General features: G+C 59.7%; 21 protein-coding genes. 6 read left to right on the forward strand and 15 right to left on the reverse strand.

Translation table 11 applies throughout. The features are described 5' to 3' along the window. Positions 1-290 precede the first annotated feature (290 nt). On the forward strand, positions 291-3,323 hold the full coding sequence (locus tag ABD837_RS12300; protein ID WP_345054772.1) for an AsmA family protein: 3,033 nt from the start codon (positions 291-293) through the stop codon (positions 3,321-3,323). Positions 3,324-3,424: 101 nt separating this feature from the next. Then, positions 3,425-4,264, forward strand: coding sequence for a DUF4382 domain-containing protein (locus ABD837_RS12305; RefSeq protein WP_345054775.1), 840 nt, complete (start codon positions 3,425-3,427; stop codon positions 4,262-4,264). Between the two features lie 76 nt (positions 4,265-4,340). On the opposite strand, the gene ABD837_RS12310 is transcribed toward ABD837_RS12305, so the two are convergent. From ABD837_RS12310 to ABD837_RS12330, 5 genes are all read right to left on the reverse strand, one after another. Beyond that, on the reverse strand, positions 4,341-4,865 hold the full coding sequence (locus ABD837_RS12310) for a gluconokinase (protein ID WP_345054778.1): 525 nt from the start codon (positions 4,863-4,865) through the stop codon (positions 4,341-4,343). 38 nt (positions 4,866-4,903) lie between these two features. Continuing rightward, complete coding sequence (locus tag ABD837_RS12315; protein WP_345054780.1) at positions 4,904-5,395, reverse strand: DinB family protein; 492 nt, start codon at positions 5,393-5,395, stop codon at positions 4,904-4,906. A 95-nt stretch (positions 5,396-5,490) separates the two neighbouring features. Beyond that, positions 5,491-5,949 carry a DUF6970 domain-containing protein gene (locus tag ABD837_RS12320; RefSeq protein WP_345054783.1) on the reverse strand — a complete coding sequence of 153 codons (459 nt, stop codon included), beginning with the start codon at positions 5,947-5,949 and terminating at the stop codon, positions 5,491-5,493. 87 nt (positions 5,950-6,036) lie between these two features. Beyond that, a complete protein-coding gene (locus ABD837_RS12325) occupies positions 6,037-6,444 on the reverse strand; it encodes a diacylglycerol kinase family protein (RefSeq protein WP_345054786.1) in 408 nt (135 codons plus the stop codon). Further along, on the reverse strand, positions 6,437-7,030 hold the full coding sequence (locus ABD837_RS12330) for a GNAT family N-acetyltransferase (protein WP_345054789.1): 594 nt from the start codon (positions 7,028-7,030) through the stop codon (positions 6,437-6,439). The genes ABD837_RS12325 and ABD837_RS12330 overlap by 8 nt, the downstream gene beginning before the upstream one ends. A 147-nt stretch (positions 7,031-7,177) precedes the next feature. On the opposite strand from ABD837_RS12330, the gene ABD837_RS12335 reads away from it, so the two are divergent. Beyond that, positions 7,178-7,999: a hypothetical protein gene (locus ABD837_RS12335; protein WP_345054792.1), complete on the forward strand. Its 822-nt coding sequence runs from the start codon at positions 7,178-7,180 to the stop codon at positions 7,997-7,999. A 170-nt stretch (positions 8,000-8,169) separates the two neighbouring features. On the opposite strand, the gene fumC is transcribed toward ABD837_RS12335, so the two are convergent. Continuing rightward, positions 8,170-9,564, reverse strand: a complete 1,395-nt coding sequence (gene fumC, locus ABD837_RS12340) for a class II fumarate hydratase (RefSeq protein ID WP_345054795.1) — start codon at positions 9,562-9,564, stop codon at positions 8,170-8,172. A 218-nt stretch (positions 9,565-9,782) separates the two neighbouring features. On the opposite strand from fumC, the gene ABD837_RS12345 reads away from it, so the two are divergent. Beyond that, positions 9,783-10,157, forward strand: coding sequence for a dodecin family protein (locus tag ABD837_RS12345; protein WP_345054797.1), 375 nt, complete (start codon positions 9,783-9,785; stop codon positions 10,155-10,157). Between the two features lie 79 nt (positions 10,158-10,236). Here ABD837_RS12345 and ABD837_RS12350 read toward each other — a convergent pair whose 3' ends face one another. Continuing rightward, the gene (locus ABD837_RS12350; protein WP_345054799.1) at positions 10,237-12,351 is read right to left on the reverse strand and encodes a T9SS type A sorting domain-containing protein; all 2,115 of its coding nucleotides are present in this window, start codon (positions 12,349-12,351) and stop codon (positions 10,237-10,239) included. 98 nt (positions 12,352-12,449) lie between these two features. Continuing rightward, complete coding sequence (locus ABD837_RS12355) at positions 12,450-13,217, reverse strand: hypothetical protein (RefSeq protein ID WP_345054801.1); 768 nt, start codon at positions 13,215-13,217, stop codon at positions 12,450-12,452. Between the two features lie 172 nt (positions 13,218-13,389). Between ABD837_RS12355 and ABD837_RS12360 the strand changes: the two genes are divergently transcribed. Then, complete coding sequence (locus ABD837_RS12360) at positions 13,390-14,466, forward strand: proline iminopeptidase-family hydrolase (protein ID WP_345054804.1); 1,077 nt, start codon at positions 13,390-13,392, stop codon at positions 14,464-14,466. Between the two features lie 60 nt (positions 14,467-14,526). Here ABD837_RS12360 and ABD837_RS12365 read toward each other — a convergent pair whose 3' ends face one another. Together ABD837_RS12365 and ABD837_RS12370 are read right to left on the reverse strand one after the other, a co-directional pair. Then, positions 14,527-15,747, reverse strand: a complete 1,221-nt coding sequence (locus ABD837_RS12365) for a TonB family protein (RefSeq protein WP_345054807.1) — start codon at positions 15,745-15,747, stop codon at positions 14,527-14,529. Then, positions 15,734-16,423: an RNA polymerase sigma factor gene (locus tag ABD837_RS12370; protein WP_345054810.1), complete on the reverse strand. Its 690-nt coding sequence runs from the start codon at positions 16,421-16,423 to the stop codon at positions 15,734-15,736. The genes ABD837_RS12365 and ABD837_RS12370 overlap by 14 nt, the downstream gene beginning before the upstream one ends. Positions 16,424-16,538: 115 nt before the next feature. Here ABD837_RS12370 and ABD837_RS12375 point away from each other — a divergent pair, with 115 nt between their 5' ends. Continuing rightward, complete coding sequence (locus tag ABD837_RS12375; protein WP_345054812.1) at positions 16,539-18,560, forward strand: vWA domain-containing protein; 2,022 nt, start codon at positions 16,539-16,541, stop codon at positions 18,558-18,560. 185 nt (positions 18,561-18,745) lie between these two features. Here ABD837_RS12375 and ABD837_RS12380 read toward each other — a convergent pair whose 3' ends face one another. The 5 genes from ABD837_RS12380 to treF all read right to left on the reverse strand — a co-directional run bounded on the left by ABD837_RS12380 (position 18,746) and on the right by treF (position 26,773). Further along, positions 18,746-19,570: a porin family protein gene (locus ABD837_RS12380; protein ID WP_345054813.1), complete on the reverse strand. Its 825-nt coding sequence runs from the start codon at positions 19,568-19,570 to the stop codon at positions 18,746-18,748. 280 nt (positions 19,571-19,850) lie between these two features. After that, positions 19,851-22,115, reverse strand: a complete 2,265-nt coding sequence (locus ABD837_RS12385; RefSeq protein ID WP_345054815.1) for a T9SS type A sorting domain-containing protein — start codon at positions 22,113-22,115, stop codon at positions 19,851-19,853. Positions 22,116-22,809: 694 nt separating this feature from the next. Further along, positions 22,810-24,021: a hypothetical protein gene (locus ABD837_RS12390; protein ID WP_345054816.1), complete on the reverse strand. Its 1,212-nt coding sequence runs from the start codon at positions 24,019-24,021 to the stop codon at positions 22,810-22,812. A gap of 503 nt (positions 24,022-24,524) precedes the next feature. Then, positions 24,525-25,079 carry an RNA polymerase sigma factor gene (locus tag ABD837_RS12395; RefSeq protein ID WP_345054818.1) on the reverse strand — a complete coding sequence of 185 codons (555 nt, stop codon included), beginning with the start codon at positions 25,077-25,079 and terminating at the stop codon, positions 24,525-24,527. 137 nt (positions 25,080-25,216) lie between these two features. Further along, a complete protein-coding gene (gene treF / locus ABD837_RS12400) occupies positions 25,217-26,773 on the reverse strand; it encodes an alpha,alpha-trehalase TreF (RefSeq protein ID WP_345054820.1) in 1,557 nt (518 codons plus the stop codon). Between the last annotated feature and the right edge of the window lie 60 nt (positions 26,774-26,833).

The raw sequence follows: 26,833 nt of genomic DNA on the forward strand, positions 1-26,833 counted from the left end.
ATCAGGCTCAAATATAAGGCAAAATAATTGGTATGAAAATTTGATAATTTTTTGTAATTTATTGAATAGGGTGAAATGGTTTTTACAGGCTTTTCGATGCGCAGGCTTCTCTAAAAAGGGCCTTGAATACGCTTTCAACACCGGTTAAAGCTCGGTGGTGGCGAAGGGGTACTGCAACGGAACAGGGTTTTATGCAGTTCTACATCTGGTGGATGGTGCTGACACTGTTGCGAGGCGAGCCTTAAGCTGGGCCGGCTACTTTTGCTTTGGAACTGATAAGAACCTGAATTATGCGGAAAATACTGTTGGGTGTGGCCGGGTTGATTGTTGTGCTGCTTCTGGCAGCTGTAGCAGCACCTTTTCTCTTCAAAGACAAGCTGCGGGCACTCGCCGACAAGCAGATTGCCCAGCGCGTGCGGGCCCAGGTACTGTACAACCCGGCCGATATCGACGTAAGCATTCTACATTCCTTCCCAGACCTGACGCTGGATATCAAGAACCTGCGGGTTGTTGGGCTTGACTCGTTCAGCCGCGATACGCTGGCCTTCCTGCCCAACCTGCGGGTGGGGCTCGATGTGATGACGGTAATTAAAGGTCAGGAAATTAAGATTAATACGGTGGAACTGGAGCGACCCGACCTGAGCCTGCGCCGCCTGAAAAGTGGCCTTGCCAACTGGGACGTGGTGATTTCGGACTCGGCTGCCGCGGCCAAGGGGCAGGATACCAGCCAGGTGAGCTTAGCCATTAAGGGCTGGAAGCTGACCGATGCCCACCTGCGCTACGAAGACCTGACGCTGCCCTTCCGCATGGAGGCGCGCGGCGTGAACCACAGCGGCAGCGGGGACTTTGCCAGCAATGTGTTCGATATGAAGTCGCAGACGACGGCCACCGACCTCGACATGAGCTACAACAACGTGGCTTACGTGACCGACAAGCAGCTCGATGCCGACGTGACCATGCAGATGGACCTGGGCAAAAGCCTCTATACCTTTAAAGACAACAAGTTTAAGCTCAACGATTTTCCGTTCAGCTTTGCAGGAGTAATTGGTTTGCCAAATGCGACCGATATTACTTACGATGTGACGTTCAAGGCGCTGGAGACAGATTTTAAAACGTTGCTTAGCCTGGTGCCGGGCGTGTTCACGGAGAAGTTCAAGAACATTGAAACCAGCGGCAAGGTAGCATTTGATGGCTATGCCAAGGGCACCCAGACGGCCACGCAGCTGCCCGGCTACGGCGTGAACCTGACCGTGACCAACGGCCAGTTTAAATACCCCGAGCTGCCCCGCGCGGCCAAGAACATCAACCTGAAGATGCAGGTGAGCAACCCCACGGGCGTAACCAACGACGTGAAAGTGAATATCCCGCAGTTCCACCTCGACCTTGGGCCCGACCCGGTGGACGGCAACATTGCCATCGACGGCCTGAACCCAATGAAGGTGAATGGCCGCGTAAAAGCCAACGTGAACCTGGAAGAAGCCCTGAAGGTGTACCCGGTGAAGGACCTGGCCATGCGCGGCCAGTTCTTCGTGGACGGCACCGCTAAGGGGGTGTATTCGAAAACGCAGATGCCGGTGGTGAACGCCGCTATTCGCCTCGTCAATGGCTACGTGAAATCGGCCAAATTCCCTGCTCCGATTGAGAACATCAACCTGAGCGGCACGGTGGTGAATACAACGGGCCAGGTGAACGACACGCAGATAAACCTGCCGCAGTTTAAGATGGTGCTGGAAGGCGAGCCCTTGGAAGGCCGCTTGAGCGCGCACAACATTGACAAGCCCGTGTTCGACACCAACGTGCGCGGTACGGTGGACTTGACCAAAATCACGAAGATTTTCCCCCTTGAGGGCATGACAGTAACGGGCCGCGTGGCGGGCGACATTGCCGCCAAAGGCAACATGGCCGACGTGGAGGCGGGCCGCTACCAGAACGTGGTGGCCAGCGGCACAGTGCGCGCGACCAACGTGACCTATAAAAGCAAGGACCTGCCGCAGGGCGTGAAAATCAGCTCGGGCACGGCCACTTTCAACAACAACCAGATTGCGCTGCAAAGCCTGAACGGAGTGGCCGGCAGCTCGGATTTTGCGGCTTCGGGCACCATCAGCAACTACCTGGGCTATTTGTTCACGCCGGGGCAGGCGCTGAAGGGCAACCTGACGGTGAACTCGCACAATTTTAACGTGAACGAATGGATGGTGGACGAGGTATCGGCCAAGCCCACGGCCACCGGGGGGGCGGCGCCAGCCAAGGCCAACGGCGTGCTCCAGATTCCGAAGTTCTTTGATTTGGTGGTGAACAGCCACGTCGATAACGTAACCTACGACAACCTGAAGCTGAGCAATGTCGGCGGTGTGGTAACCGTAAACGACCAGACAGCTACGCTCAAAAACCTCGCCTTTAATACCCTGGGCGCCACTTTTGGCACCACGGGTAGCTACAGCAGCAAGAACCTGGCGCACCCCAAGTTTAACTTCGGGTTGAACATCAAGGATTTGAATTTCCAGAAGGCTTTTTCCGCTTTCAATACCATTAAGACGCTGGTGCCGCTGGCCAGCCAGGTGGAAGGCGTATTCGGCACCAACTTTAGCGTGAGCGGCGAGATGGGGCCCGACATGTTCCCGAACCTGGCCACGCTTTCGGGCAAGGGCTTGTTTGACGTGGTGCGGGCAGCTGTGGGGCAGTCGGATGCCCTAACTAAAATTGCTAACCTTACCACGCTTCCCGATTTGAAGAACTTCGTGGTGCTGAACAAGAAAATTCAGGCCAACATCGTGAATGGCAACCTCGTGGTGCAGCCGTTTGACCTGACCATTGGCGACATCAAAATGACGTTGGGGGGGCAGAACAGCCTGACGGGGGCCCTGGCTTACGTCACCGCTATCAACACGCCCACTGGCAAGCTGGGCAATGCCCTGAATAGCCAGCTCACCAAGCTAACAGGCGTGCAGAACATCCAAGGTACTGACCGGGTGACGCTGGGCCTCGAAATTGGCGGTACGGTGAAGGCCCCGATTGTGAAGCTGACCAGCGGCAGCATGAAGGCGCAGGGCCAGACGCTAGTGAAGGCCGTAGCCAAGCAGAAGGCCCTGGACCTGCTGGGCGTGAAGCCCCGCGCCGTGAGCAAGGAAGACAGCATCCGTCGGGCCGGGCAAACGGCTGAAGAAGCCGCCGCCCAAGTTGAGCTCGATAAAAAGCAGCAGCGCATCGACGCGGCTAACAAGGCGAAGGAACAACTTTCGAAAGGGTTTAACAGCCTCTTTAACAAGCCCAAGCCCAAGCCGAAACCCGTTGACCCAGAGCCTGCCGATACGACCAAGCACTAGCTGGCGGGCAACTCTGGCAGTATTATTGGAGTATGCGGCTTAGATACCTGATTGGTAGCTAGTAAGTTGCATTTATTCAATAACTGATTAACTCCCACCATATGAAACTTACCCGTTTGCTACCCTTTGCGGCTGTGGCCCTGCTAGGTCTGGCCGGCTGCTCAAAATCCGACGATGCGGCCAATACTTCGAAGCTTGAGGTACGGCTAATGGATGCGCCCGGCGACTTCCAACGTGTGGTGCTCGACGTGCAGCAGATTGAAGTGCACCTGAAGGATGACGGCAACCCCGACGGCTGGAAAACCCTGAATTTCACCCCGCAGGCCATCAACGTGCTTGATTACGTGAATGGCCGCTCGGCCCTGCTGGTGAGCGACGACTTTGCCCCCGGCGACCTCAAGGAAATCCGCCTCATCCTTGGGCCCAATAGCTACGTGGTGGGCCGCGACGGCCAGCAGTACGACCTGAAAACGCCCAGCGGCCAGACTTCGGGTGTGAAGCTGAAGTTGGACAAAGCTACCCTGAAGCAGCGCGAAACCTTCCAACTGCTGCTCGATTTCGACGTGGCCAAGTCCATTGTGGAGCGTGGCAACTGGAAGCCCGGCAACGACAAAAAAGAGCGTTACCTGCTCAAGCCCGTTATTCGGGTAGTGGCGCAGGACCTGCGCGGTGGCATCAGCGGCACCGTGGCCCCTGCGGCGGCCAAGCCCCAGATTTTGGCCATCCGTAGCACCATCCTCGGCCCCGATACCGTGAGTACCTCAGCCGACGCGTCGGGCGCTTACCAGATTGGTGGCCTGCCAGCCGGTACCTACCGCGTCGAATACTTCCCCAGCACCACGGCTCCTACGGGCCAGCCAGCGTACCGTACCGTCGTACGCACGGGCGTAACGGTGCTGAACGACCAGGTGACGCTGCTAGGCAATACCAGCCTCAACTAACTCCTGGATTTTTTCATAAAAAAAGGCTGCTCTAACGGGCAGCCTTTTTTTATAGGGATAAGCGGACAGACTAAACTTAAGCCAACTGCCCGGCGGGCTTGGTGCCGAAAGCGGCATCCTGGGTTTTGGCTACCACAATCTGCTGCACCAGCGCTTCGGGGGTAGCCGTGATGGATAGGCACAGCGCGTAAGTTGGGCGCTCCAGGGTAGCCAGCTGCGAGTCGAGCATGTCGGGGTGCATGTAATGGCCTTTGCGGCCACCCATGCGCTCCAGCAGCAGTTCGCGCGGACCATCCAGGAAGACCCAATGCATGGGACTATGGACGCCGTTTTGCAACGTGGTGCGGTAGGTTTCCTTCAGGGCGGAGCACGCCAGGACGGCCCCGCCGGCAGCTTCCCATTTACCTAAGTCGGTGGCCAGAGTGGCCAACCAATCGCGCCGGTCGTCGTCGGTGAGGGGCGTGCCGTGGCTCATCTTCTCGATGTTGGCTGCCGAGTGGAAGTCGTCGGCGTCGTAAAACGGCAGCCCTAGCTGCTGCGCTAGCTCTTGGCCAACGGTGGTTTTGCCACAGCCCGAAACTCCCATGACGATGCAAACCATACGCGTGCCTACCGTTGAAAAAGAAGAAAACCAGCTGCTTACAGCTGCGGCTGCACCTGCCCGCTCATTTCGCGGCAGTAGGTGATGAAGTCGGAATTAACGGGTTCCAGGCCGCCTTCGCGCATGCGGGAGGCTACCTGGCCGCGGTGGTAGCTGGCATGCGTCACGGCATGGGTAAGGATGTCGCTCACCAGCGAATCGAAGGCATCGCCCTGCGAGTTGGTGTACTGAATGTGGCGGTTGAGCTCCGTTTCGTCGATGATTTCGCAAAGCTCGCGCAGGCGCTCCGACGTTTGCTCGTGCCAGTGGTGCAAGCCGGCCAGGTCATGCTCCTGCCATACTTTCACGGGGCTTTGCGTACCAGTAATGCGGGCAATCCAAATGGCCTGCGCATTGAGTACGTGGCTGAACAGGCGCAGCGCTACGGGCGGAATTTCTTTACCGGCTGCTACCGACGAATCGAGGCGGCGCAGCAGGGTTTCGTTGGCCCAGACGTTGAAGGCGCCGAGCTTGGCAATGGTGTTAATCATCTGTCTAATTATGAATTATAGGTTATAAATCATGAGGTCGAACCACCACTTACCAAAACGGCAAATCATAATTCGTAACTCATAATTCATAATTCCTAGCGCGGGTCTTGCCAGACCAGTTTTTCGTTGGATTTACGTTTTTCAAAATCGGCGCACTGGCCGTCGCCCTTGCCCGTGATGCCACCGTCGGGGTGGCAAATGAGCTTGCCCTTGGTATCGAGCACGTCCGAGTACTGGTCGCAGCAGGGAGCGGAGATGTAGTACACGGTTTTGCCTCCGTAATCGTAGCGCAGGATGCGGGTGATGGGGTTGCGCTTGCGCTCAGCCAGCACGGCGGCAATGCGCTGCTTCAGCCACGGCGGACGGGCGGTGGTGTCGGATTCGGCTACGTAACGATTCACGGGGTCGACAGTGTTGGTGCTGGTGGGGGCGGGGGTGTCGGTGCCCGATACGCTGCCGCTGGGGGGCGGCGTGGTGGGCGTGGTCACGCTCACCTGTTGGTGGGCACAGGCCGAAAACAGGAACAGGGTGGCAGTGAAGGAAAGCAGACGCATAAGTATCAGCGGAAAAAAGCCCCGGCAAGCGGAAGGCCGGTTTAGGGTACGCCCCGCGCGGGCAATGGTTGAGGTCAGCCCTCGGAATCAGCGCGAAAACAGGTGCGGGCCAAACACCAGCGCCCCCACGGCGGCCGCCCCGGCGGCGGCCAGCAGCACGGCCCCGGCAGCAATGTCTTTGGCCTTGCCAGCCAGCGGGTGGAAGTCGGGCGAGGCCAAGTCGGTCAGCGCTTCGATGGCCGTATTCAGCATTTCGGCCGTCCATACCCCGGCCACGGCCAAGGCCACCAGCGCCCACTCCAGGCGACTGATGCTGCAGTAGAATCCCAGCCCGACTACTACTGCCGTAGCCACCGCATGGTAGCGCATGTGCACTTCGGAGCGCAGTGCGCTCCACACGCCGCGGCCGGCGTGGCCGAAGCTGGCCACGCGTCGGCGCCACAAGCCGTCGGGCGGGCGCAGCCGGTCGGGAGTGGGTTGCCCAAACTCAGCCACGCGCCTCGAACTCCTGAAAAGTAGACTGGCGTAGCGCCGGCCATTCGGGCCGAATAATGCTGAAAATGACAGTGTCGCGCCGAATATTACCCTGCGTGAGGCGGTGGCTGCGGAGGGTGCCTTCTTCGGTGGCGCCCATGCGGGCCATGGCCGTGCGCGACTTCTGGTTGCGCGAGTCGGTTTCCAGCTCCACCCGTTCCGCGTTCAGCCCATCGAAAGCGTACCGGAGGAGCAGGTGCTTGCAGGCGCGGTTGAGGCCCGAGCGCTGAAATTTGGTGCCCACCCAGGTGTAGCCGATGCTCAGGCGCTGGTCGGGCTCGCTCACGCTGTAGTAGCTGGTGCTGCCGGCCACCTCGCCGGTTTCGCGGTCGATGATGGCGAAGGGGTAGCGCAGGCCTTGCTCGCGGGCCTCAATGGCCTGGCGTAGGTAGGCGGCCAGACTTACCGCGTCGTCGCCCCGCGTGAGGGTGTATTTCCAGAGGTCGGCATCCATTGCCACCGCCTTCAGGGCTTCAAAATCGGTGAGTTCGAGCGGGCGCAGGCGGGCGCGGCGGTTTTCGAGAACAATAGGAGCAGAAAAATCCATGCAGAAGTGAGCAAGTGAACCGGCCGGCAAAGATGCTTGGTAAAAAAGAAAAGCTGCGGCTAAAACGGTGCTCCGGTTCGCGACAGAAGAATAATAGCCCTAGCTTTGGCGGTTACATTGGTACAATTAAATATTAGAATAAAACTTGTGATTCGAATTGCATTGATGTTTTTGGCGTTGGCCGGTTGCTCCAAAAATAAAACCGAACGGCAGCTGTATGAGGATGAAACGTCGGGTTTCATCTACACGACCTACAAGACGTCCTCACTGGTTACGGTGGGTGCGATGGTGAAGGTTTACAACGTACAACGGCCCGATTCGATACCTGCCATCCGGCCGGAATACGCCCACGCCCTGCTCGGGTACATGTGGGCAGTGGCCGGAAAGCCCGTTATGGCTTTTGCCGAAGCATCGATATTAGAGGGTAATCCGGACGAAGAAATGCAGTTTCTGGCTAGCTCGCTGCGCTCCATTACCATGTACCAGCACGGCTGGAATGCCCTAGCCAAGCAAGAGGCCGACCGCGGCAATGGCTTGTTGAAACGTAGCTCCTCCAGCAATATCAAGACCGAAGCCACCGTGTTCTACCTGCTCGTTGCCATTGCCAAAATGCAGGAAGGCAAGTTCGACGAAGCCAAGCTGTATTGGGCTGGGTTTGCCACCCAAACGGGCATAGACTGGCCTTATGCCCTCACCGATGCCGCCGCCGACCTTCGCGGCGGACAACCGCAGCGTGGCCTACAAAAGCTCAAAGTAATTTCTCAGGACCCTGCCGTGCCCGAGCCCCTGCGCGTAGAGCTCGCCGCAAGGCTTACCACGCTCGAAGCCCACACCGGCAACGTAAACTCCCCACTCTTCTGGCCAAACCTGATATCGGCTGCGGTGCTGGCAGAGCTTAAAAGGACGAACAACGAAGGGATTGGCAAGCTGGTGAAAATGGTGGAAGACGTGAAGAAGAAGCTGTCCTAGCGCAGTTGCGGCATCAGTGGTTACGGGGCAAACCTGCAATGCCGCTAAAAAACTTTCGGGTGATAGTAAGCCCTAAACCAAGCAGGGCTACTGAGCCCGTGGAGCGGTGCTTGCGAAGCACTCTTCCACGGTCTCAGTAGCCCTGCCTGAAAACGGCTTATTGCGCGTCTTTACATGCCCACCATTTCCTCCGGCTTCATCCACTCGTCGAACTGCTCCGACGTCACGTAGCCGAGCTTAATGGCGGTTTCCTTCAGCGTGGAGCCGTTTTTGTGGGCCGTCTGGGCAATTTCGGCGGCTTTGTAGTAGCCGATGTGCGGGTTGAGGGCCGTCACGAGCATCAGCGATGAGTCGACGTGCTTTTTGATGTTGGCTTTGATGGGCTCGATGCCTACGGCGCACTTGTCGGTGAAGCTCACGCACACGTCGCCAATCAGGCGGGCCGAGTGCAGGAAGTTGTAAATCATCACCGGCTTGAACACGTTCAGCTCGAAGTGGCCCATTGAGCCACCCACGGTGATGGCCACGTCGTTGCCCATTACCTGGGCGGCCACCATCGTCATGGCCTCGCACTGGGTGGGGTTCACCTTGCCGGGCATGATGCTGGAGCCGGGCTCGTTGTCCGGAATATCAATTTCGCCAATGCCGGCACGCGGGCCCGAGCTGAGCATGCGGATGTCGTTGGCAATTTTCATCAAACTCACGGCCACGGTTTTGAGGGCGCCGTGGGCTTCCACGATGGCGTCGTGGGCAGCCAGGGCCTCAAACTTGTTTTCAGCCGTGATGAAGGGCAGGCCGGTGAGGTTGGCAATGTGCTTGGCTACGTTCACCGAGTAGTTGGGCGGGGTGTTGATGCCCGTGCCCACGGCGGTGCCGCCCAGCGCCAGCTCGCTCAGGTGCGCCAGCGTGTTCTTGATGGCGCGCAAGCCGTGGTCGAGCTGCGACACGTAGCCCGAAAACTCCTGCCCCAGGGTGAGCGGCGTGGCATCCATGAAGTGGGTGCGGCCGATTTTTACCACGTGCATGAAATCCTTCGACTTCGCCTTCAGTGCATCGCGCAGCTTCTCGATACCGGGAATAGTGGTTTCTACCAGGATTTTGTAGGCCGCGATGTGCATGGCCGTCGGGAACGTGTCGTTCGAGCTTTGGCTCTTGTTCACGTCGTCGTTGGGGGCCAGGGCCTTCTTCTCGTCGGTGAGCTGGCCACCGTTCAGCACGTGGCCGCGGTAGGCAATCACCTCGTTCACGTTCATGTTGCTCTGGGTGCCCGAGCCGGTTTGCCACACCACCAGCGGGAACGAGTCGGCGAGCTTGCCGGCCAGAATCTCGTCGGCTACCTGGCCAATGAGGTCAGCCTTGTCGGCCGTGAGGATGCCCGCGTCGCGGTTGGTGTAGGCGGCGGCTTTTTTGAGGTAAGCGAAGGCGGCGATGATTTCCTTGGGCATCCGGTTGATGTCCTGGGCAATAGGAAAGTTCTCGATGCTGCGCTGGGTTTGGGCGCCCCAGTAGGCGGTAGCAGGCACCTGCACGGTGCCCATGGTGTCCTTTTCGGTGCGGAAAGCCATTTTAATTAAATGTGAAAATGTGCTAATGTGAGGATATGGAAATGCAAAAGCCGACGCATGCGCCAGGTGCAAAAGTACACCTATGCAGAAGCATGTCATTTATTAGGCCGAGGGTAGCCACAAAAGCCCGCCCAGCGTACAGGCCAATAAGCAAAAGCGGCGTCTAGGCGTTTTTCATCCTCACATTTTCTCATCCATCACATTTTCACATTTTAAGAATGTCCTCCATCAAGCAAGTCATTGAAATCCTGGCCTCGTCCGAAAAAAGCTTTGAAGACGCCCTGCAGCGCGCGGTGGCCGAAACCAGCAAGTCCATTCCCAATATTTCGTCTATCTACATCAAAGACCAGAGCTGCAAGGTGCGCGACAACCGCATCGTGGAGTACCGCATCACAGCTAAAGTGAGCTTTGGCACACCGACCGAGGCGCTGGATATGTCAGAAATCGACCGCACGTTCGACGAAGCCCCGGAGCCCGGCAGCAACGGCGTGCCCGACTACAGCGACGTGGATTTCCATGCCATACCCGGGCTCAACGTGGAGCCGGGCGGCAGCGCCACCGAGCCCGAAAGCGGCGGCGGCTACAGCGGCTAGCCTTGTAGAATTAGCAACGTAAAAAAAAGCCCTTGTGATTAAGCAAGGGCTTTTTTTGTGGTTTGTGTAATTGTAATAACTAGCGGGTAATACTTAAGCGAGTACTTACGCGTTTGCCATCCGGGGTTGTTATCACGCATTGATAGAGGCCCGGCGGCAGTGCCGACGTATCGAATGCTTTCTCCTGCAGCCCTTCGGTTACTGGTGCGTTCTGCATAATGGTCAATACCTGATTTCCGAACATGTCCGTAACATAGGCCGATGCCTGACCTGCGGCGGTGCCCGCAAATCGAATGGTGGTGGCATTGGCGGCGGGGTTGGGGTACACTTGCACCTCGCCGATAATGGCGGCCGTGTTGGCTGCAACTACTCCCGCGCTGGCCGGGCCGGTTGGGCGCAGGGCCACGGCCGTTTGGTAGGTGCTGCCCGAGCACACAGCCTGCACGTCGGCCGTGGCCATTTGTGGCTGTACCGCCAAGCAGGGTGCCGTGTTGTCGACAATGATTTCGTTGACCGAGCGCATGGTTACGGGGTACTTTAGCACAACCAGCACATTCTGGGTGGTGGCCGTCGTTACGCGTGGCTTCAGGTTGAGAATGAACTTCAGGTAAACTGGCTGGGTCGAAGGCGTGTAGGCCGTTTTAGAATCCGTTTCGAGCGTAAATACCTGGTTGGTCAGGCAGCCTGAATCCACGTAGTCGGTGCGCAGAAAATATTTTTTAAAGGTGCTGCCCGGCACAGGTGCAAACCCTTCGTAGTTCCATCCGCCGGGGGCGGGGTCGATGAGTTTGCTACCGCCCTGCATGAGGGCCACTTGGAAATCCTGCACCTCTAGCCCCGAAGCCGGGTTGATGGCGTACTTGAGATTGGTGGGGATGTGATAAGTCGTGGTGCGCCCGTAGAAGGTTCCGTCGGTCGTGGTAAAGCTCTGATATTCTACTACCGGCTTTTCAACCAGACTGAATACGCCCATTGCCTCGTTGTAATACGGGTAGTCCAAGGCCGTGTTAATGGTGCGTGTGCCCGGGTTGTTGAAAGTGGGATTGCTGTAGAGCGAATTCGCTGTGATGGTGCCCGTAGTAACGGTATTCATCTCAATCGTCATTGGCTGCAGGGCCACCGGCTGTGGGCCGCTTTCCTCCTTGCCGCCACCGAAGAAAGCATCAAACGCGCTGACGGCCAGCCCGACATAGGGAATCGAGTTCAGGCCCGCCTTCAGAAACTGGTTGTTCTTCATGACATTTTTCAGAGCATCAATTGCATCTGATTTGGCCGTTTTGTCCGTGCTTATGCCCAGCTTGCCTTTTACGCCGGAAGCCCAGCTGTCAAGAGACTTATAAGTTTTTTGACCGGCCGAAACCGCGCCATAGGCTTTTTTGCCCATTGCCAAAGCCTGGTCGAATCCAGAGCCGGTTTGAGTGGCACTTGGGTTACTGGAATTGGTCGTGACGAGTGTGCCAGTCGTCGTCGATTGTTCCTTTACATCAGCTTGGCTAATGAGGTTAACTTCTATCTTGAGTTTAGAATCAAACTGGCAGGCGCACGGGTCGTATTCCATCGGGAAATCGGCCATAAACCACTTCGATTTGTAGTTAAGGAAAGGCGCGATTGATACAAACTCAGCTCCTGTTCCCGTAGGTGTATCGAGCAAAGCCGTACCAATGCCTTCCATACGGTTGAGCGTGGCCGATTTGTGCGAGGAACCGCTCGTGTTGAACTTCAACTTGATTTCAGCAAACTGATAGCTGTTGAACAAGTCGCCAATGGCCGTAAACACGCGCAACATGCCGGTACGCTTGTTGTAAAGAATGACATAGGGGTTGCGCGTCCCCGTGATGGGCTGCGCAGCATCGTTGTAACCCAAGTCGCGCTTCATCAACTCCCAGCCGTCTTTGGGCAAGTCGACCTTACCCTGAATATGGGTTATCTGGGCGTTGTCGGTTTGCCACCATGGCATCCAAATATTCGGTTCATTAATGGCTTGGCTATTCAGCTTCCAGGCCATTCCGCTGTTTTCCTGGCCTGTATACCAGTTGAAGGTATTGGTGCGGGCCGGGTACTCGGGGTTTACAGCTGGCTGGGCTGGGTCAGTATAGATGCCTTTGATGTCGCAAGGGGCCTGCGCCTTGGTCGCGAAGGGTTGGGTGAAGGCAATAGCCAGCACTCCCGCCAGGGCGGGTATCATTTTTTTCATAGGAATGAGGGAAATGGAAGAAAAAATGGGGCGTGTTCAACCGGCTCCGGAGCTGCAGACGGAGCCGGTTGAACACGCAAACCCGTAAAATTGAAGTGTTAGCGCACGCGCCGGCCTTTGAACACGCGATTCACGCGTTTGAAGGTGTGGTCAGATTCAAACTGCGAGTAATCGATGCGAATCGAGTCGCGGGTAATGAGGTAGCCCGTACCAATTTCTGTGAGGCAATTAAAATCGTTGCGCCCGTAGTTGAAGTCAAAACCGCGCCAAGTGAGGCCAAGCTCGAAGTAAGGTGACTGGCAGCCTTTGCCTAGGTTGCGCAGGTAGTCGTAGGGGGCAGCAGCCGGGTCGTTGGGCTGGTGGTAGTCGGGGCCGCTGAAAACGCGAACGGTGAATGTATCGCGGGGGGCATCGGTGTTGCTGCCCAGAAATTTGCCATAAACGGCGGCCCGCTGCTGGGTGCGGTTCACGAGCGTGAGCGTCTGTGTGAGGGTGTCCACACCGTCGTCCTTGGCAAAGCACTGGCGATTGGGCGGGCGGGTAGCAATCAAACGCACGGTGTAAGTGCCATTGGCTGCCTCGGGGAAGTAGAGGCTGAACTTGCGCTGGGTGAAGCTGCGCGGGTCACCGCCCACCTGCCACTGGTAAGCAGTGTAAGGCGCACCAGGCCCCTCAAACGTAATGGTTTGCTTGGTAAAGGCCGTATCGGGGGTGGGGGTACCGTAATTTTCGAGAAATCGAAAGCTGAGCGGGTTGGCCTTGGCGCCGAGGCAGGGATCAGGCGTGGGTGTTACCGGGGCATCTTTGTGGCAGCCTGCCCAAAGCATAGCACCGCCTAATAGGGCCAGTACAACTGGGGTTTTCATATAATATCAGTTCAGGGTAGACGAATGATGGGGCAAAAGTATTCCCCCCCCCCCCTCGCATTTGCAATGCCAAAGCAAAATATTTAAAAATAAAAGTACACTTTCGGGCTATGGCTCTGTTGGCACCTTGCGCCAGCGGCCGATGCCCACCACTTTGCTCCCGCTCAAGTTCATGAAAAAGCTTACTCTTCTTGTGCTGCTGGCCATGCTGGCAATCGGCACAGCCGCCCTGCCGGGCTGCAACCAGCCTAACCCCACTGCCGAAACGCCCGCCGCTTCGGGCACGCTGGCCAGCTACTTCGAAAACTCCGAAACCGGCCTGCAGGATGGGAATGTGCGCGTAATTCCCATCAGCACACCCAAGGGCAAGTTCAACGTCTGGACCAAGCAGTACGGCAACAACCCCAAAATCAAGGTGCTGCTGCTGAATGGCGGGCCGGGCGCGACGCACGAGTATTTTGAGTGCTTCGAGAATTTCCTGCCCAAGGAAGGCATCGAGTTCATTTATTACGACCAGCTGGGGTGCGGCAATTCCGACAACCCCAAGGACACGGCCATGTGGAGCCTGCCGCGCTACGTGGAGGAAGTAGAGCAGGTGCGCCAAGCCCTGAAACTGGACAGTTCAAACTTTTTCCTGCTGGGCCACAGCTGGGGCGGCATTCTGGCCGCGGAGTACGCTTTCAAGTACCAGCAACACCTCAAGGGGCTCATTATCTCGAACATGATGATGAGCTGCCCGGATTATGGCAAGTATGCCGACGAAGTGCTAGCCAAGCAAATGAAGCCGGAAGTGCTGGCCGAAATACGGCAGCTGGAAGCCAAAAAGGACTTCGGCAACCCGCGCTACATGGGCTTGCTCGAGCCCAATTTCTATGCCGAGCACCTGTGCCGCATTGTGCCCAACCCCGAGCCGGTTACCCGCTCGCTGGGCAAGATTAACCAGTCGCTGTACGTGACCATGCAGGGCCCCAGCGAATTCGGCATTTTGGGCAAGCTCACCAACTGGAACCGCGTGCCCGACCTGCCCAAGCTGCGCGTGCCCGTGCTCAGCATCGGCGGCAAGCACGACACCATGGACCCCAACCACATGCGCATGATTGCCACCAAGGTGCAGCGTGGCAACTCCCTCATCTGCCCCAACGGCAGCCATATGAGCATGTACGACGACCAGCAAACCTATTTCAAAGGCCTGCTCACCTTCCTGAAGTCAGTCGACGCCGGCACTCTGAAGCCCGGTGCTGAGCTGTAGCGCGGACCTTTGGTCCGCGAGTATTAGCCAAGAACTCGCGGACTAAAAGTCCGCGCTACCTCAAAACGAAATCGTGATTTCCATGGGTAGGGCCGCCCGGCGGCCGTTGGCGATGCCAGGCCGCCAGGCCGGCCCCTCGCACACCAGGCGCAGGGCTTCCTCGTCGTAGTCGGCGCGCATGCTGCGCACCACTTGCAGGTTGCTCAGCTTGCCATCGGCTCCCACAATGAAGCGCAGGCGTACCACGCCGTTTATAGGTTTGGCTCCTTCTTCGGGTTCGAATTTGGCGGCTTCGTGGCGCAGGTAGGTATTGAAGGCCGGCGTACCCGCTACCGGGGCTGGCGCAATAGCCACCGTGGCTGGCATGGGGGTATTAGCGACCAGGGCGGCAGAGTTAGCAGGCGCTGCTTTCGCCTTCATCATTCGGCTGGCAATAGCTTCCTGCTGCCGAGTTGCGATAGAATCGGCCATTGAAGCAACCGTTGCAGGTGCAGCGGTTTCCCTAACGGCTACGCTTGCCTCTGGCTTGGGAGCCGGGGAAGTCGCTACGCGGCTGGCAAGGGCCTCCGTGCCGGTAGCAGGAGGGGCGGACTGACTAGCCAGGCCGTCGGTGGTTTCGGCGGCCTCGGCTTTTTGTTCAGCCAATACGGATGCAACGGGCTGGGCCGCGCGGCGGGAAAGGTCTGGGCCAGCGGCCTGAGGGCGCCTAACGGCGGCGTAGTCGGCCTGACGCCCCAAGTCCAGCGGCGGGCAGATTGGTGGCCGATTAATAGGAGGGGTGGGAAGGATGGGTCTCTCAGTAAGAACGAGAACAGGCTGGGGCGGAAGGCTGGGTGCTACGCTGGCTACGGTGGTGGTTGATGCAATAGGTTTGACCGATTTTTTCACCGTCGGATGCTGCACTGCCACCGGTGCGGGCGCGGAGCGTTGTTCCCAGCTCCAGATGCCGCCGCTTACCACGCCGAGCAGCGCAACGGCTGCCGCCAGGCGAGGCCACAGGGACCGGCCAGCTGGCAGCACAATGGGGAGCGGCACGTCTTCGGCTATGCGGGCCTGTAGGCGCGTGCGCAGCCCGGCCAGGGCCTGGTCAGTAGTGGCGGCGTCGCTCATCGAGAAGCCTTCGAGCAGCTCGGCGCAGCGCTCACAATCGAGGCTATGGGCCTCAATGCGGTGTTCATCGGTCTGGCTCAGGGTGCCGGCCGCGTAGGCACGCAGTTCCACCGTAGCCGGGTGCGGGCCGGGTGTGGGCAGCGAAGCAAAAGGCGAATCAGCGGGCAGCATGGCGGGGCGAGGGGTCGGAAGCCGGAAGCGAGAGGGGAGAAGTAGGTTTGGCTTTTTCGGGTGGTTCGAGCTGGCGGCGCAACATGCGCTTGCCGTTTTGCAGGTGGCTACGTACCAGGTTCAGGTCGAGGCCGGTACCGAGGGCAATTTCGCGGTAGCTTTTCTTTTCGAGGTAAAACATTTCGAGGCAGCGGCGTTGGGCCGGGGGCAATTCAGCCAGCGCTGCTTCTACGCTTTGGAGGCGTTGTTCGGCGCCTTCGGCATCGTTGGCGGCTTCGCTGGCATTGGGCAGATGCCGAGCGGCGGCCAATTCCACATCGGCGGCGTCCGGAAAGCTGAGAATCAGGGGGCCGGCACTGGGGCCGGCGCGCTTGCGGGCCCGCAGCTGCATCAGGCAATGGTTGCGGGCAGTAGTGTGCAGCCAGGCCGGGAAGTTGTCGGGGGCATGGGTACGCAGCACCTTCACCAAGTGCTCGAAGAGCTGCATGGTCGCATCCTGGGCGTCTTCGTCGGGTGGGGCGAGGTAGCGGCGGCACACGGCAAAGGCTTCGGGCAGGTAGCGGTCGTAGAGGAGCCCGAGGTCGGCTACCTCGCCGTGCGCGCGGTACCGGGCCAGCAACTCCTGGTCGGAGAGGGGCGCGGCAGCGGAAGGCGACGGCGAGCGGCGGAAAAACATAAGGGTGGGAAGTTAGGGCAATTTCGGGGGATGCGCAGAACCTTCTTTCCGGCCGACGTGTGCATTTGGCCAGGGGCCCGCATCAGGTCAGCACGTTTCACCAAAACCCGCTGCCATGAAAAACCTATTGATGCTTCCCCTGCTCGGTATCGTTGCGTTGCTCGCACCATTGGAGTCCGTGCTCGCTCAAAAAAAACCAAAAGCGCCAACCATGCGCGCCACGCCCGAGCCCGCCGATACCACCCGGCACCGCACCATTACGGGCCTGGTGGTTGATGGGCAATCGAAGCAGGGCATACCTGGCGCTACGGTTCTGGTGAAAGGCACTGTCTTGGGCATAAGCACCGATGCCAATGGCCGCTACTCGCTTTGGGTGCCCAATGCAGCGACGGCAACCCTCGTTATTTCCAGCCTGGGGTACACCACGCAGGAGCGTCGCATCGGCGGCAGTCGGGTTATCAACTTGGCTTTGTTCTCCGATTTAAAGCGGTTGAGTGAGGTTGTGGTAAGGGGCTACGATAGCAAAGCGGCGGGCTATTCGTCGCCGGCTAGGCCCTCAAAACGCAAAATTAAATCAGCCCAAACGGCTGCCGATGGGCTTTATGCCGCGCCGGCTCCGGCACTGCAAGGTCAAATTGCGGGCATTGCCATTATTGCGCCTTACCCCTCGGTGGTTATGCCCGCCCGGACCGAGGCTGGCGCCGGCGATACCTACGTCCACGTGTCCGAAAACGTCTTTTTTGAGGCGAAGAAAGACCCGCTCAGCACCTTCGCCCTCGACGTGGACAATGCCTCGTACAGCAATGTGCGCCGCTTTCTGAACGAAGGCCAGCTGCCGCCGCGCGATGCAGTGCGGGTAGAAGAAATGCTGAACTACTTCCGTTACGACTACGCCGCACCCGCCACCACTTCGCCCGACCCCGTGCGCATCAGCACCGAGCTGGCCGTGTGCCCCTGGAACCCGGCGCACCAGCTGGCCCGAATCGGCGTGCAGGCCAAGCGCATCGAAACGGCGCAGCTGCCGCCGGCCAACCTCGTGTTTCTGGTCGATGTATCGGGCTCGATGTACGGCCCCGACCGCCTGCTCCTGGTGCAGGCCGGCCTGAAGCTGCTGGTGAAACACCTGCGGCCTCAAGACCACGTGGCGCTGGTGGTGTACGCCGGGGCTGCGGGCCTGGTACTGCCGCCCACGCCCGGCTCGCAGCCGCAGGTCATCCTCGATGCCATCGACTGGCTGCAGGCCGGGGGCTCGACGGCTGGTGGCGCGGGCTTGCGCCTGGCCTACTCCACGGCCCGGCAAGCCTTCAAAAAGGAAGGCAACAACCGCGTAATTCTGGCTACCGACGGCGACTTCAACGTGGGCGAAAGCTCGGATGCGGCAATGGAACAATTGATTGTGGACCAGCGCGAAAGCGGCGTGTTTCTGACGGTGCTGGGTTGCGGGCGCGGCAACCTGCGCGACAGCCGCATGGAAACCCTGGCCGACAAAGGCAATGGCAACTACGCATACCTCGACAACCTCGACGAAGCCGGCCGGGTGCTGGTAGCGCAGTTCGGCGGCACGCTTTTCACCGTAGCCAAGGACGTAAAGCTGCAGGTCGAATTCAACCCTGCTCGTGTGGCCAACTACCGCTTGGTGGGCTATGAAAACCGCCTGCTCGCCGCCGAAGATTTCAACAACGACCGCAAGGATGCCGGCGAGCTTGGGGCGGGCCACACCGTGACGGCACTCTACGAAATTGTACCCGTAGGCAGCTCCCACCCACTGGTTGATAAGCTGAAATACCAGACCCCGGTTACCAATGCCTCGGCCACTACAGCCGGCGAAATCCTGACCGTGAAGCTGCGCTACAAAGAGCCGCAGGGTAGCAGCAGCAGGCTCCTGGCCCAGGCGCTGGGCGGCACGCCTGCCAGCATCGAGCAGGCCTCGCCCGATTTCCGCTTTGCCGCCGCGGTGGCGCAATTCGGCATGCTGTTGCGCCAGAGCGAGCAGCGCGGCGCCGCCACCTGGGCTGCCACCGAGAAGCTGGCCAATGGCGCCCGCGGTACCGATGCCGACGGCTACCGCGCCGAACTGGTGCGCCTGGTGCGGCTGGCCGAGGGCCTGAGCGGCAACGGCGCCGTTGGCATACGCTAGGAGCCTGTAGCGTGGACTTTTAGTCCGCGTGTTGCCCAAACGTGACGCGGACTAAAAGTCCACGCTACGAACCAGAAAGGCCCCACCGTTGCAGCGGTGGGGCCTTTTATTAACATATCTCGGATAGTGACTAATATATCGGCAACGAGGAATAGCAGGGATAGAATAGCCGATAATCGGCTGAATTATAAGGAATAGCTTAGGCCTATTTTGGCAACGCGGTTGTAGGCCTGGAAGCGGTTGTTGGCGTCGAGCGAGGTGAAGCCGTAGTCGTAGCCGGCGCTCAGGCCTAGGCCGTTGTTGAACTGGTAACCCAGGCCGCCCACCGCGGCAAAGTCAACTTTGCGCAGCTGGTCCGCCACATCGAAATCTTCTTTGTAAGCCGAGAAGCCCAGTACGCTGGCATCAACCCGCGCCTTGCCGTTCACCAGGAACGACGCCTGCGGTCCAGCGTAGAGGTAGAAACCTGGGGTGATAAACACCTTCGCCAGCACCGGCACATCGATATAAGCCAGGCGGGCCGTGCCCGTCACGTTGGCCTTCAGGAAATCGAGGGCCGGGAAGGGCAGGTTGCCTTTCAGCACCGCGCCTTTTTCGGCGTAGGTAATGCCGGGCTCGATGGCGAAGCCAGGACCCAGCGGCAGCGTGGCGAACACACCAGCATAAAAGCCTGGGCGCATTTGCTTGCTGATGGCACCGTCGGGAGCATAGCCCGCCAGGGTAGTGAAGCTCTGCACGGCATCGCCTTGCAGGTCGGCCACATTCAAACCGGCCCGGAAGCCGAAGCGTACGCCGCTGCTACCCGAGTTGCTGCTCGACGAAGAAGACGTGGGCTGATTGGAGTAGCTGGGAGCGCGGCGGGTTGTCGACGAACCCATGGGGCGGGGCGAAGGCGCAGCCTTGGGGTTGCCGTAAGCATCGCGGGCACCTTGGGCCGAGGCAGTGGAGAGAGCGGCGGAAACGAACAGGCAAGCCACAGCCAGGCCGCCCGAAAGGCGTGAAATTTTCATAACCAAGAATGGTTGGAGCGAGTGAAAGAATCCGGCCGGGGGCAGCGCTAGAAGCAGCACCAGGTGTTTGGCCGATGCAAGGATGTATTGCAAAACCGTGCCAAAAACAGCGGGGCTCGCTTGCTGCCCCTCGTATTTTCTGCCGGCCATCAGACCAATCTCCGCAGTTTACGGATGAAACTCCCACTTGCATCGACCAGTACTGGCCCACCGCTACAACAAAAAAGCCGAGCTGCCCACTTGGACAACCCGGCTCGCAACCGTGGAGAGGAAGGAAAGCTTATTCGCGCACCACCTGGCGGCTCAGGGCCGGGCCGGTGGGCGGGGTGATGCGCAACACGTAGGCGCCGGGAGCAAGGCCGCTCAGGTCGAGCTGCTGACGCAGGGGGCCGGCCGGAGCGGTTAGGGCTTGCTGGCGAACGGCCCGACCCAGCCCATCGAACAATTGGATGCGTACCAGGCCAGCAGCGGGTAGGGAAGTAGTCACGTTGAGCACATCGGCGGCGGGGTTGGGGTAGGTTTCCCAGGCAGGAGCGAGGCGGCTGGCCAGCGCGGCGGTAGCTACAAAAACCGTGGTAGTCGCCGTGTTGGTACGAATGGCGTCGTTGTAGTCGAACACGATGCGCGCGTGGTTCGGAATAACCTCGCCCACGGCCAACGTCGGCCGGGGCTGCACCCGGAATCGCACGAAGCCCATCGAGCGGATGACGTCGGCGTTTTGCTCGGGCAGATTGATGCCTAGAAAGCGTACGGTGAGCAGCCCAGTGTTAGCGCCGATACTGGTGAGGCTCCAGCTACAGTTATGCGACTGCGCCACCAGCATGAGGGTGGCCGGGTTCAGCTTCTGGAAATCGAGGGTATCGCTGAGGATGACGTTTTGAGCGTACGCCGTCCCCAGGTTCTGAAAGTGAATGGTGTAGTCGAGGGGCTGTTTGGCTGCCACCTGGGCCGGGGTCAGGCGCTGGTAGTTTACCTCCATGCTGTTGGGGTCGTAGGGGCCTACCACGGTTTGGGCCAGCGTGGCGGAATTGTCGGCTGGGGCCACATCGCCGGTTACCGGCGCCGCTGCCGACGACGATAACGCGGTGCCTAAAGCAGTGTTGGTTGGTAAGCTAAAGAGCACTTCGTAGCTCACCGCGGCAAAAGGAGCCAGCGCAGCATAGTCCAGGCTTACCACGCGGCCGGCTATTGTACCAGTGGGCGTGCTGCTCACATACTGGGCCTGGGCAGCGAGGGTAAGGGTCGCCGTACCGGCCGGAATGGTGGTAGTGCCCACGTTCTCCAGGCTGAGGCGGTAGCGCGTGGTGAGGCCGGCTCGCGCCCCACTGTAGGGCGTGAGGGTTAGGCGCAGGTCGGTTTGGTTGACGGTGGGCGCCACACCAAAATCCTGGTTATCCACCAGCTGGCTGGTGCCGCTGAAGTTGCCTGTATAGGTCCCGCTGCTGGTTGGCTGTGTCACCACGTAGTGATTTGGTATTCCCGCCAGGGTTAGGGAGTAGGCCCCCTGCTCGGCGTAGGCCTGGAGCACCCCGTCAGTCCCTACAGACGAGTACGTGGTTGCGCCACCTTGGGTGAGTTCGCCGGTGAGCTGCCGTTGAATAAGGCCTTCGCCGGGGTCGCGCTGGCCATTGGCGTTTTGGTCTAAGTACACCTGGCCCCGCAGCGTATTGGCGTAGGCATTAAGGCGGGATATACTGAGGCCCCTGCCCATTACCGTGTGCGTGCCTAACTGAACAACTGGCGTAAGGCTCGGACCTATCACCGAGGTCGTCCCGAGACTGTATAGGTTTCCGGCTGCATCCTGGCCCGTGAGGCTGGGTACAAAGTAAGGCTGTGAGGCAGGCGTATTGGGCCCTACTTCGGCTGGCACCGCCCACATCGCAACCCCTTGGCTGTTGAAGTGCACAAAATTACTTGGAGTACGAAGAGTCAAAGTGCCAATGGTCAATGGCATATATTGCGCTCGCACTGTCACCGTGATGCCGGTGGTGTTGACTACTAGTGAAGTACCAGAAGAGTAGTTGTTCGCGGAGGCACTCGCTGACACACTCTGCACCCAAAGCAAGGTGCCGGCTGCATCGTATTTAGCAAGGTAAAAGCCCGGGTTAACCATCGTATTGCCAAGCTGCATCTGACTTAGGGTATTGCCGGTTATGTAGCAATTATCATTGGCATCAGCTGCGAACGCATTAATGCGAATCTGTGACACGGATTGGGCTGGCACGGTGGCCGGTTCGAGTTGCTGGCTCCACTGAAGTGAGCCATTGACGTCGAAACCGATGACAAACCGCGTCTGAGCTACGTTTGGCGTGAGAATGGGCGTGCCGGTGCCCGCTCCTAGGTAAAGGGGCGAGTTCCCAAAAGTGCCAGTCAGTAGGCAGCCACCAGCAGGCTTGGCTCCCAGGGTGAGGAAGTTGAACGTGCCACCAGTGTCGGCGTGAACCAGCTGCACCCATTGCACAACGCCCGCCCCATTGCTTTTGAGCACAAAAGCGTGTTTGGCGGGAACGGTGACGCCCGCTACGATGTCGCTGGTATTCCCCATCAAGCGCGTGACATAGACATTCCCGGCATTATCAGCTGTTATTCCCCCTCCATACCCGGCATTCTGTGAAATCCCAGGTGGCAGCGGATTGCTCCACTGCAGTTGGCCAGCTGCCGAGCATTTGCCATAGAAGAGAGTAGGGGTACGAAAAGGAATAGTTACACCATCCCAAGTGCCCCCCCCATTACTGCCAGCTACTATAAGCAGGGCGCCCGTTGCGTCATCAGTGGCCAAACTACTTACCAGGATGTTGACCAATGGTTTTGCCCACACCAGCGTGCCGGAACTGTTGTATTTGACGAAAACCTGCGATGTTGTCGATGGCGCAAACACTACTCCGCCAATGGTGAGGCCGCGTCTTTGGTCCAGGACGAAGTAGGTATTGCCGCCCGCATCGGTGGTGGCTGCCTGCGCAATGACGGCAGTATCCTGAACCCCGAGGACTTTTTTAGCCCATTCAAACGATTGGGCCTGCGCCGTCCCGAGTCCGGTCGCAAATACGAACACTACCAACAGGTAGAAATGGCGTAGCATGTTCATCAGCTGTGCTTACAAAAGAGGTGGAAGGAACCGGTCGCGTATCGGCGCGCCGGCGAGCAAGCATCGGTGCCGCGCCGGCCGGGCCGCAGTACCGCGTTTCAAAAGCCCAGACCAGCGCGGGCCCAAAAAGGCTGCCGGCTCGCCAAAAAAATAGTTACAGCCCGAACCGCACGCCGAACATTAACCCCGTGGAAGTAGCCTGCTGGCGCAATCCCGTTTCGGGCTTGTACAGCGACAGCGCCTGCCAGCGCATGCTCGGAGCCACGCTCACGCTCAGGCGCGGCGTGAGGGCATAATTCAGCGCTAGCGAACCCGATAGCGCCACGTTCAGGGCCCGGAAGGGACTGGAGGCGACGGTGATTTTCTCGGTTCGGAAATGCTCGCCGTCGTCTGTGGCCACCTGGGTGCCGCCCAGGAAAAACTGTAGCTGCGCACCCACGGCTACATCGGTCCACAGGCGGCTGGTGCCGGGCGTGGCCAAGCGGTAGCGCAACAGCACGGGCACGGTAAAGAAGCGGTAGTTGGGCTGAAACAGTTTGGTTGTCAGGGTTTCCTTCTTGGTGATGTTGGGCGTGACGGTGGTTTTATTGGTGCGCACCGTGTCGTGCTGCACCGTGGTCGTGAACACGGTATCCTGGCGCGGCACGTACACCGTGTCGTAGCGAATTACCTGCCCATTGGCATTAAACACCGGCGAGAGTTGCGGCGTCTGCACTATGCGAATGGAATAGGTGTGGTGCGTCGAGCTGAATACGCCAACCGTGGTAGTGGTCACCGAGTCGTAGCGCACCTGCAAATCGGTGGTTTTATTGGTGATACGCAGGTCGGCTCCAAAGGCCGTGTAGCCCACGCCACCGCCCACACTCAGGCGCGGCGTTAGCTTGTACTCGGCCAGCAGGCCCGCGCTGAAGCCGGCCCGGCCGGTTTCGTGGTTGCGACGCAAGAGCGTGAGGCTGTCGCCTTCGGGGCCTTGCAGGGCCAGAGCATTTTGCTCAGGCGTGGCCGTCAGCAGCAGGCTCCAGCGGTTGTTTTTTGGTAATTGGTCTTTGCTTTCCCGCTGCTGAGTTGTGTCGGCCCGGGCCAGTTGGGGCGCACTGGGCAGGTCGCCGAGGGCCAGCAGAAGGCTGTCGGTGCGGCGTTGCAGGCGGAACAGCTCGGCCCGCTCGCTGCGCAGGGTGGTCAGGAGCGCGGTGCGGCTGTCGGCGGGCAGCGAGCCCGGCGCGAGGGTGGCAATGCTCGGCAGCTGCACCAGCGTCTGCCGCTCCAAGGCAACAAGGGAGCGCAGGGATACGGGCAGGGCTTCGGTAGTGGCCGCAACCGCAGAAATGGTCCCACCCTGCGTAGTGGCCGCGCTGTCCGTTGGCAAAGCAGGCAGGTCAGCATTTCCCAGAGTTCCTTCAGCCGCTTTGGCAGCCGATTCAGCACTCAAGTTTACTTTTCCAGAATTCAGGTTTGCCAAAGCCCGGCGCTGGTTTGTCATGCTGGAGCGCACCGTTACCATGCCCGAGTTCCAGTTTGCTCTTGCTGATTTCGTCTTTACTGTCCTGACGTTTGAAACCTCCTTCTCAGAGGGAGAGAGCAGATTCGTTATCTCAGAATGCTGCTTTACCACTCGTGGGCTCCGCATTGCCGTTTGAGAGCTTACGCTTGCCGCCCGGTGCGGCAGCAGCCAGCCGCCCAGCCCTGCTACAAAGGCGGTGAGCACGAACAGCAACGGCACCAGCAGCGGCCGGCGGCGCGGGCGCAGCCGAGGCGCCGGCGTCAGCCGCTGTTCGATACCCGCCCACACCGGCGCCCCCGGCGGGAGGTCGAAATCGTCGAATTTGCTGCGCAAAGACTGGTCAAGGCGGTTTTCTTCCGATTCGGGTATCATAGTCGTAAGTAGCTGGTCTGCCGCTGGTGCAGCAAAGTGAGTTGTTTGCGGGCCTTGCTGAGCTGGGCCTTGGAAGTGCTTTCCTGAATGCCGAGCAGCTCGGCGATTTCGCCGTGGGTGTAGCCATCCACCGCGTAGAGGTTGAGGACGAGACGGCAGCCGTCGGGCAGCTGCTCCATCAGGGCGAGCACCTCTACTACAGTCATCCGGTCGAAGGCATCGGCATCGGAGGCAAAGGGCTCCGGCACGTCGTCGAGCAGCACCTGCTGGCGGCGATGCTGCCCGCTTTGCCAGTGGTTGAGGGCCGTAGTGACCACTATGCGCCGCAGCCAGCCCTCAAACGAGCCCTCGGCCCGGAACTCGCCCAGCCGGGCGAACATCTTCACGAAGGCGTCCTGCAAAATGTCTTCCGCCTCGGTTACCGAGCGCACGTAGCGGCGCGCCACGCCCAGCATGCGGCCAGCGTAGCGGGCATAGAGGGCGCGCTGCGCTGCCGGTTCGCGGCGACGGCAGGCAGCAAGCAGTTCATCCAGTTCCGTGGAAAGGGGCATTCAGTCGGGAAAGCAGCAGCAGCCCGGCCGGGTGCCACCCGGCAGACAAGTTACCACCCGAAAAGGCTGCTCTGTAAGGCGAAGTTTTTTCAACTTGTGGTCATCCGGAGTGCTCAGAGCACCGCTATGCCCCAAGTTTACTTCACGTTCTCCCGGTTCAGCAGCCGCAGCAGCACGCCATTCGTCCAGCCAAAACCGTCCTGAAGCGGGTACTCGCCGCCTCCCGCGGGGCGGTTCACGTTCAGCACGTCGTATTTCTCCAGCAGCTTGCCGGTTTGGGCAAACACGCGGCTGTTCAGGCGCACCCAACGGTGGGCTACGGTGTAGGCCAGCGGCTTTTGCTTGTAGCGCGCCAGGCCCTCAATGGCCAGGTACTGCAGCGGGGCCCAGCCGTTGGGGGCATCCCACTGCTGGCCGGTGCTGCTGAGCGTCGTCACGAGCCCGCCTGGTTTCAGGAAATTGGCTTTCAGCCCTGCACCCACGCGTTCGGCCTGTGCTGGCGTGGCCAGCCCAAACGCCAGCGGGAACACGCCCGCCAAGCTGCGCACCTGGGAGCGTTGCTTCTTCCGCCAATTGTAGTCCTGAAACCAGCCGGCTTTGGTGTCCCAGCTCAGGGCCAAAAGGGCAGTTTTGCGTTGCGTAGCTTTCGCGGTGTAGCTGCGAGACTGTACTTCCTGGCCAGCCACGCGGGCCGCTTCGGCCAGCGTCATTTCCAGGTTATACAGCAGGCAATTGAGGTCGACGGGTACCAGGTCGGTGGTCTGGATGCTGCCCAACCCGCCCCCGGCCCCAAACCAGCGGCTGCTGAAATCCCAGCCCGAGGCCGCCGCCGCCCGCACGTGGCGGTAGAACTGCGCCGGCTGCTGCTGGCTCTTTTTGGCGGCGGCCACATCTTCGGCGAAGGACTCTTCGCGGGGTTGGGCACTCTCGTCCCAGTAGCGGTTCAGCACCGCGCCGCCGGGCAGGCGCACCACGCGGTGAGCGGCGGTGCCGGGCTTCAGCTGCTGGCTGCCGCGCATCCAGTAGCGGTACTCGGCTTCGAGGGCGGGGCGGTAGCGCAGCAGCTCGGCGTTGCCGCGGTCGCGGGCCAGCAGCTGCACCATGCTGGCAAAAAATGGCGGCTGCGAGCGCGTGAGGTAGTACGTGCGGTTGCCATTGGGCACGAAGCCAAACCGGCCAATCAGGTAAGCAAAGTTGTCGGCGATGTCGCGCAGCAGCTGGGTTTTGTTGGCCTCGGCCAGCCCCAGCATCGTGAAGTACGAATCCCAGTAGTACACCTCCCGAAAGCGCCCGCCCGGGACCAGGTACGGGCGCGGCAGCGGTACCAGCGAGCGAAACGGCGCGAGTAAATCAGCCGAGTCGGCCACTGCCGCCGCGGGCCGAGCTAGCACCGTCCAAAGAGTGTCGAGGTGGTGGCGCAGGCCGGCTTGTTGGTTGGTTGTAAAGGCGGCCGTGGTGTTGGTGGGTAAGGCGAAGTGCGTTTCCACAAAATCTCTCAGCCGGAAGCCCGGACGGCCTTTCTCGCGGCGCCAGGTAGCCAGGATAACTGCGGGCGCTTGCTTGGGCGCGGCATCCACAAACGTCTTGTTATCGGGAAAAATCCGGCCCAGCTGCACCGCCTCGAACAGGCCCGGAAACAGCTGCCGGGGCGATTGCCGCTGGGGAGCCACCGCTTTGGGAGTAGCGGGTGGCATAGCTACCGGAGTTGTGCGGGGGGCGGCATTTTCGGTCTGGGCCCAGCTCTGCCCTATACT

The organism is Hymenobacter glaciei (genome assembly GCF_039539585.1).
In the GTDB taxonomy this organism is placed as follows: domain Bacteria; phylum Bacteroidota; class Bacteroidia; order Cytophagales; family Hymenobacteraceae; genus Hymenobacter; species Hymenobacter glaciei.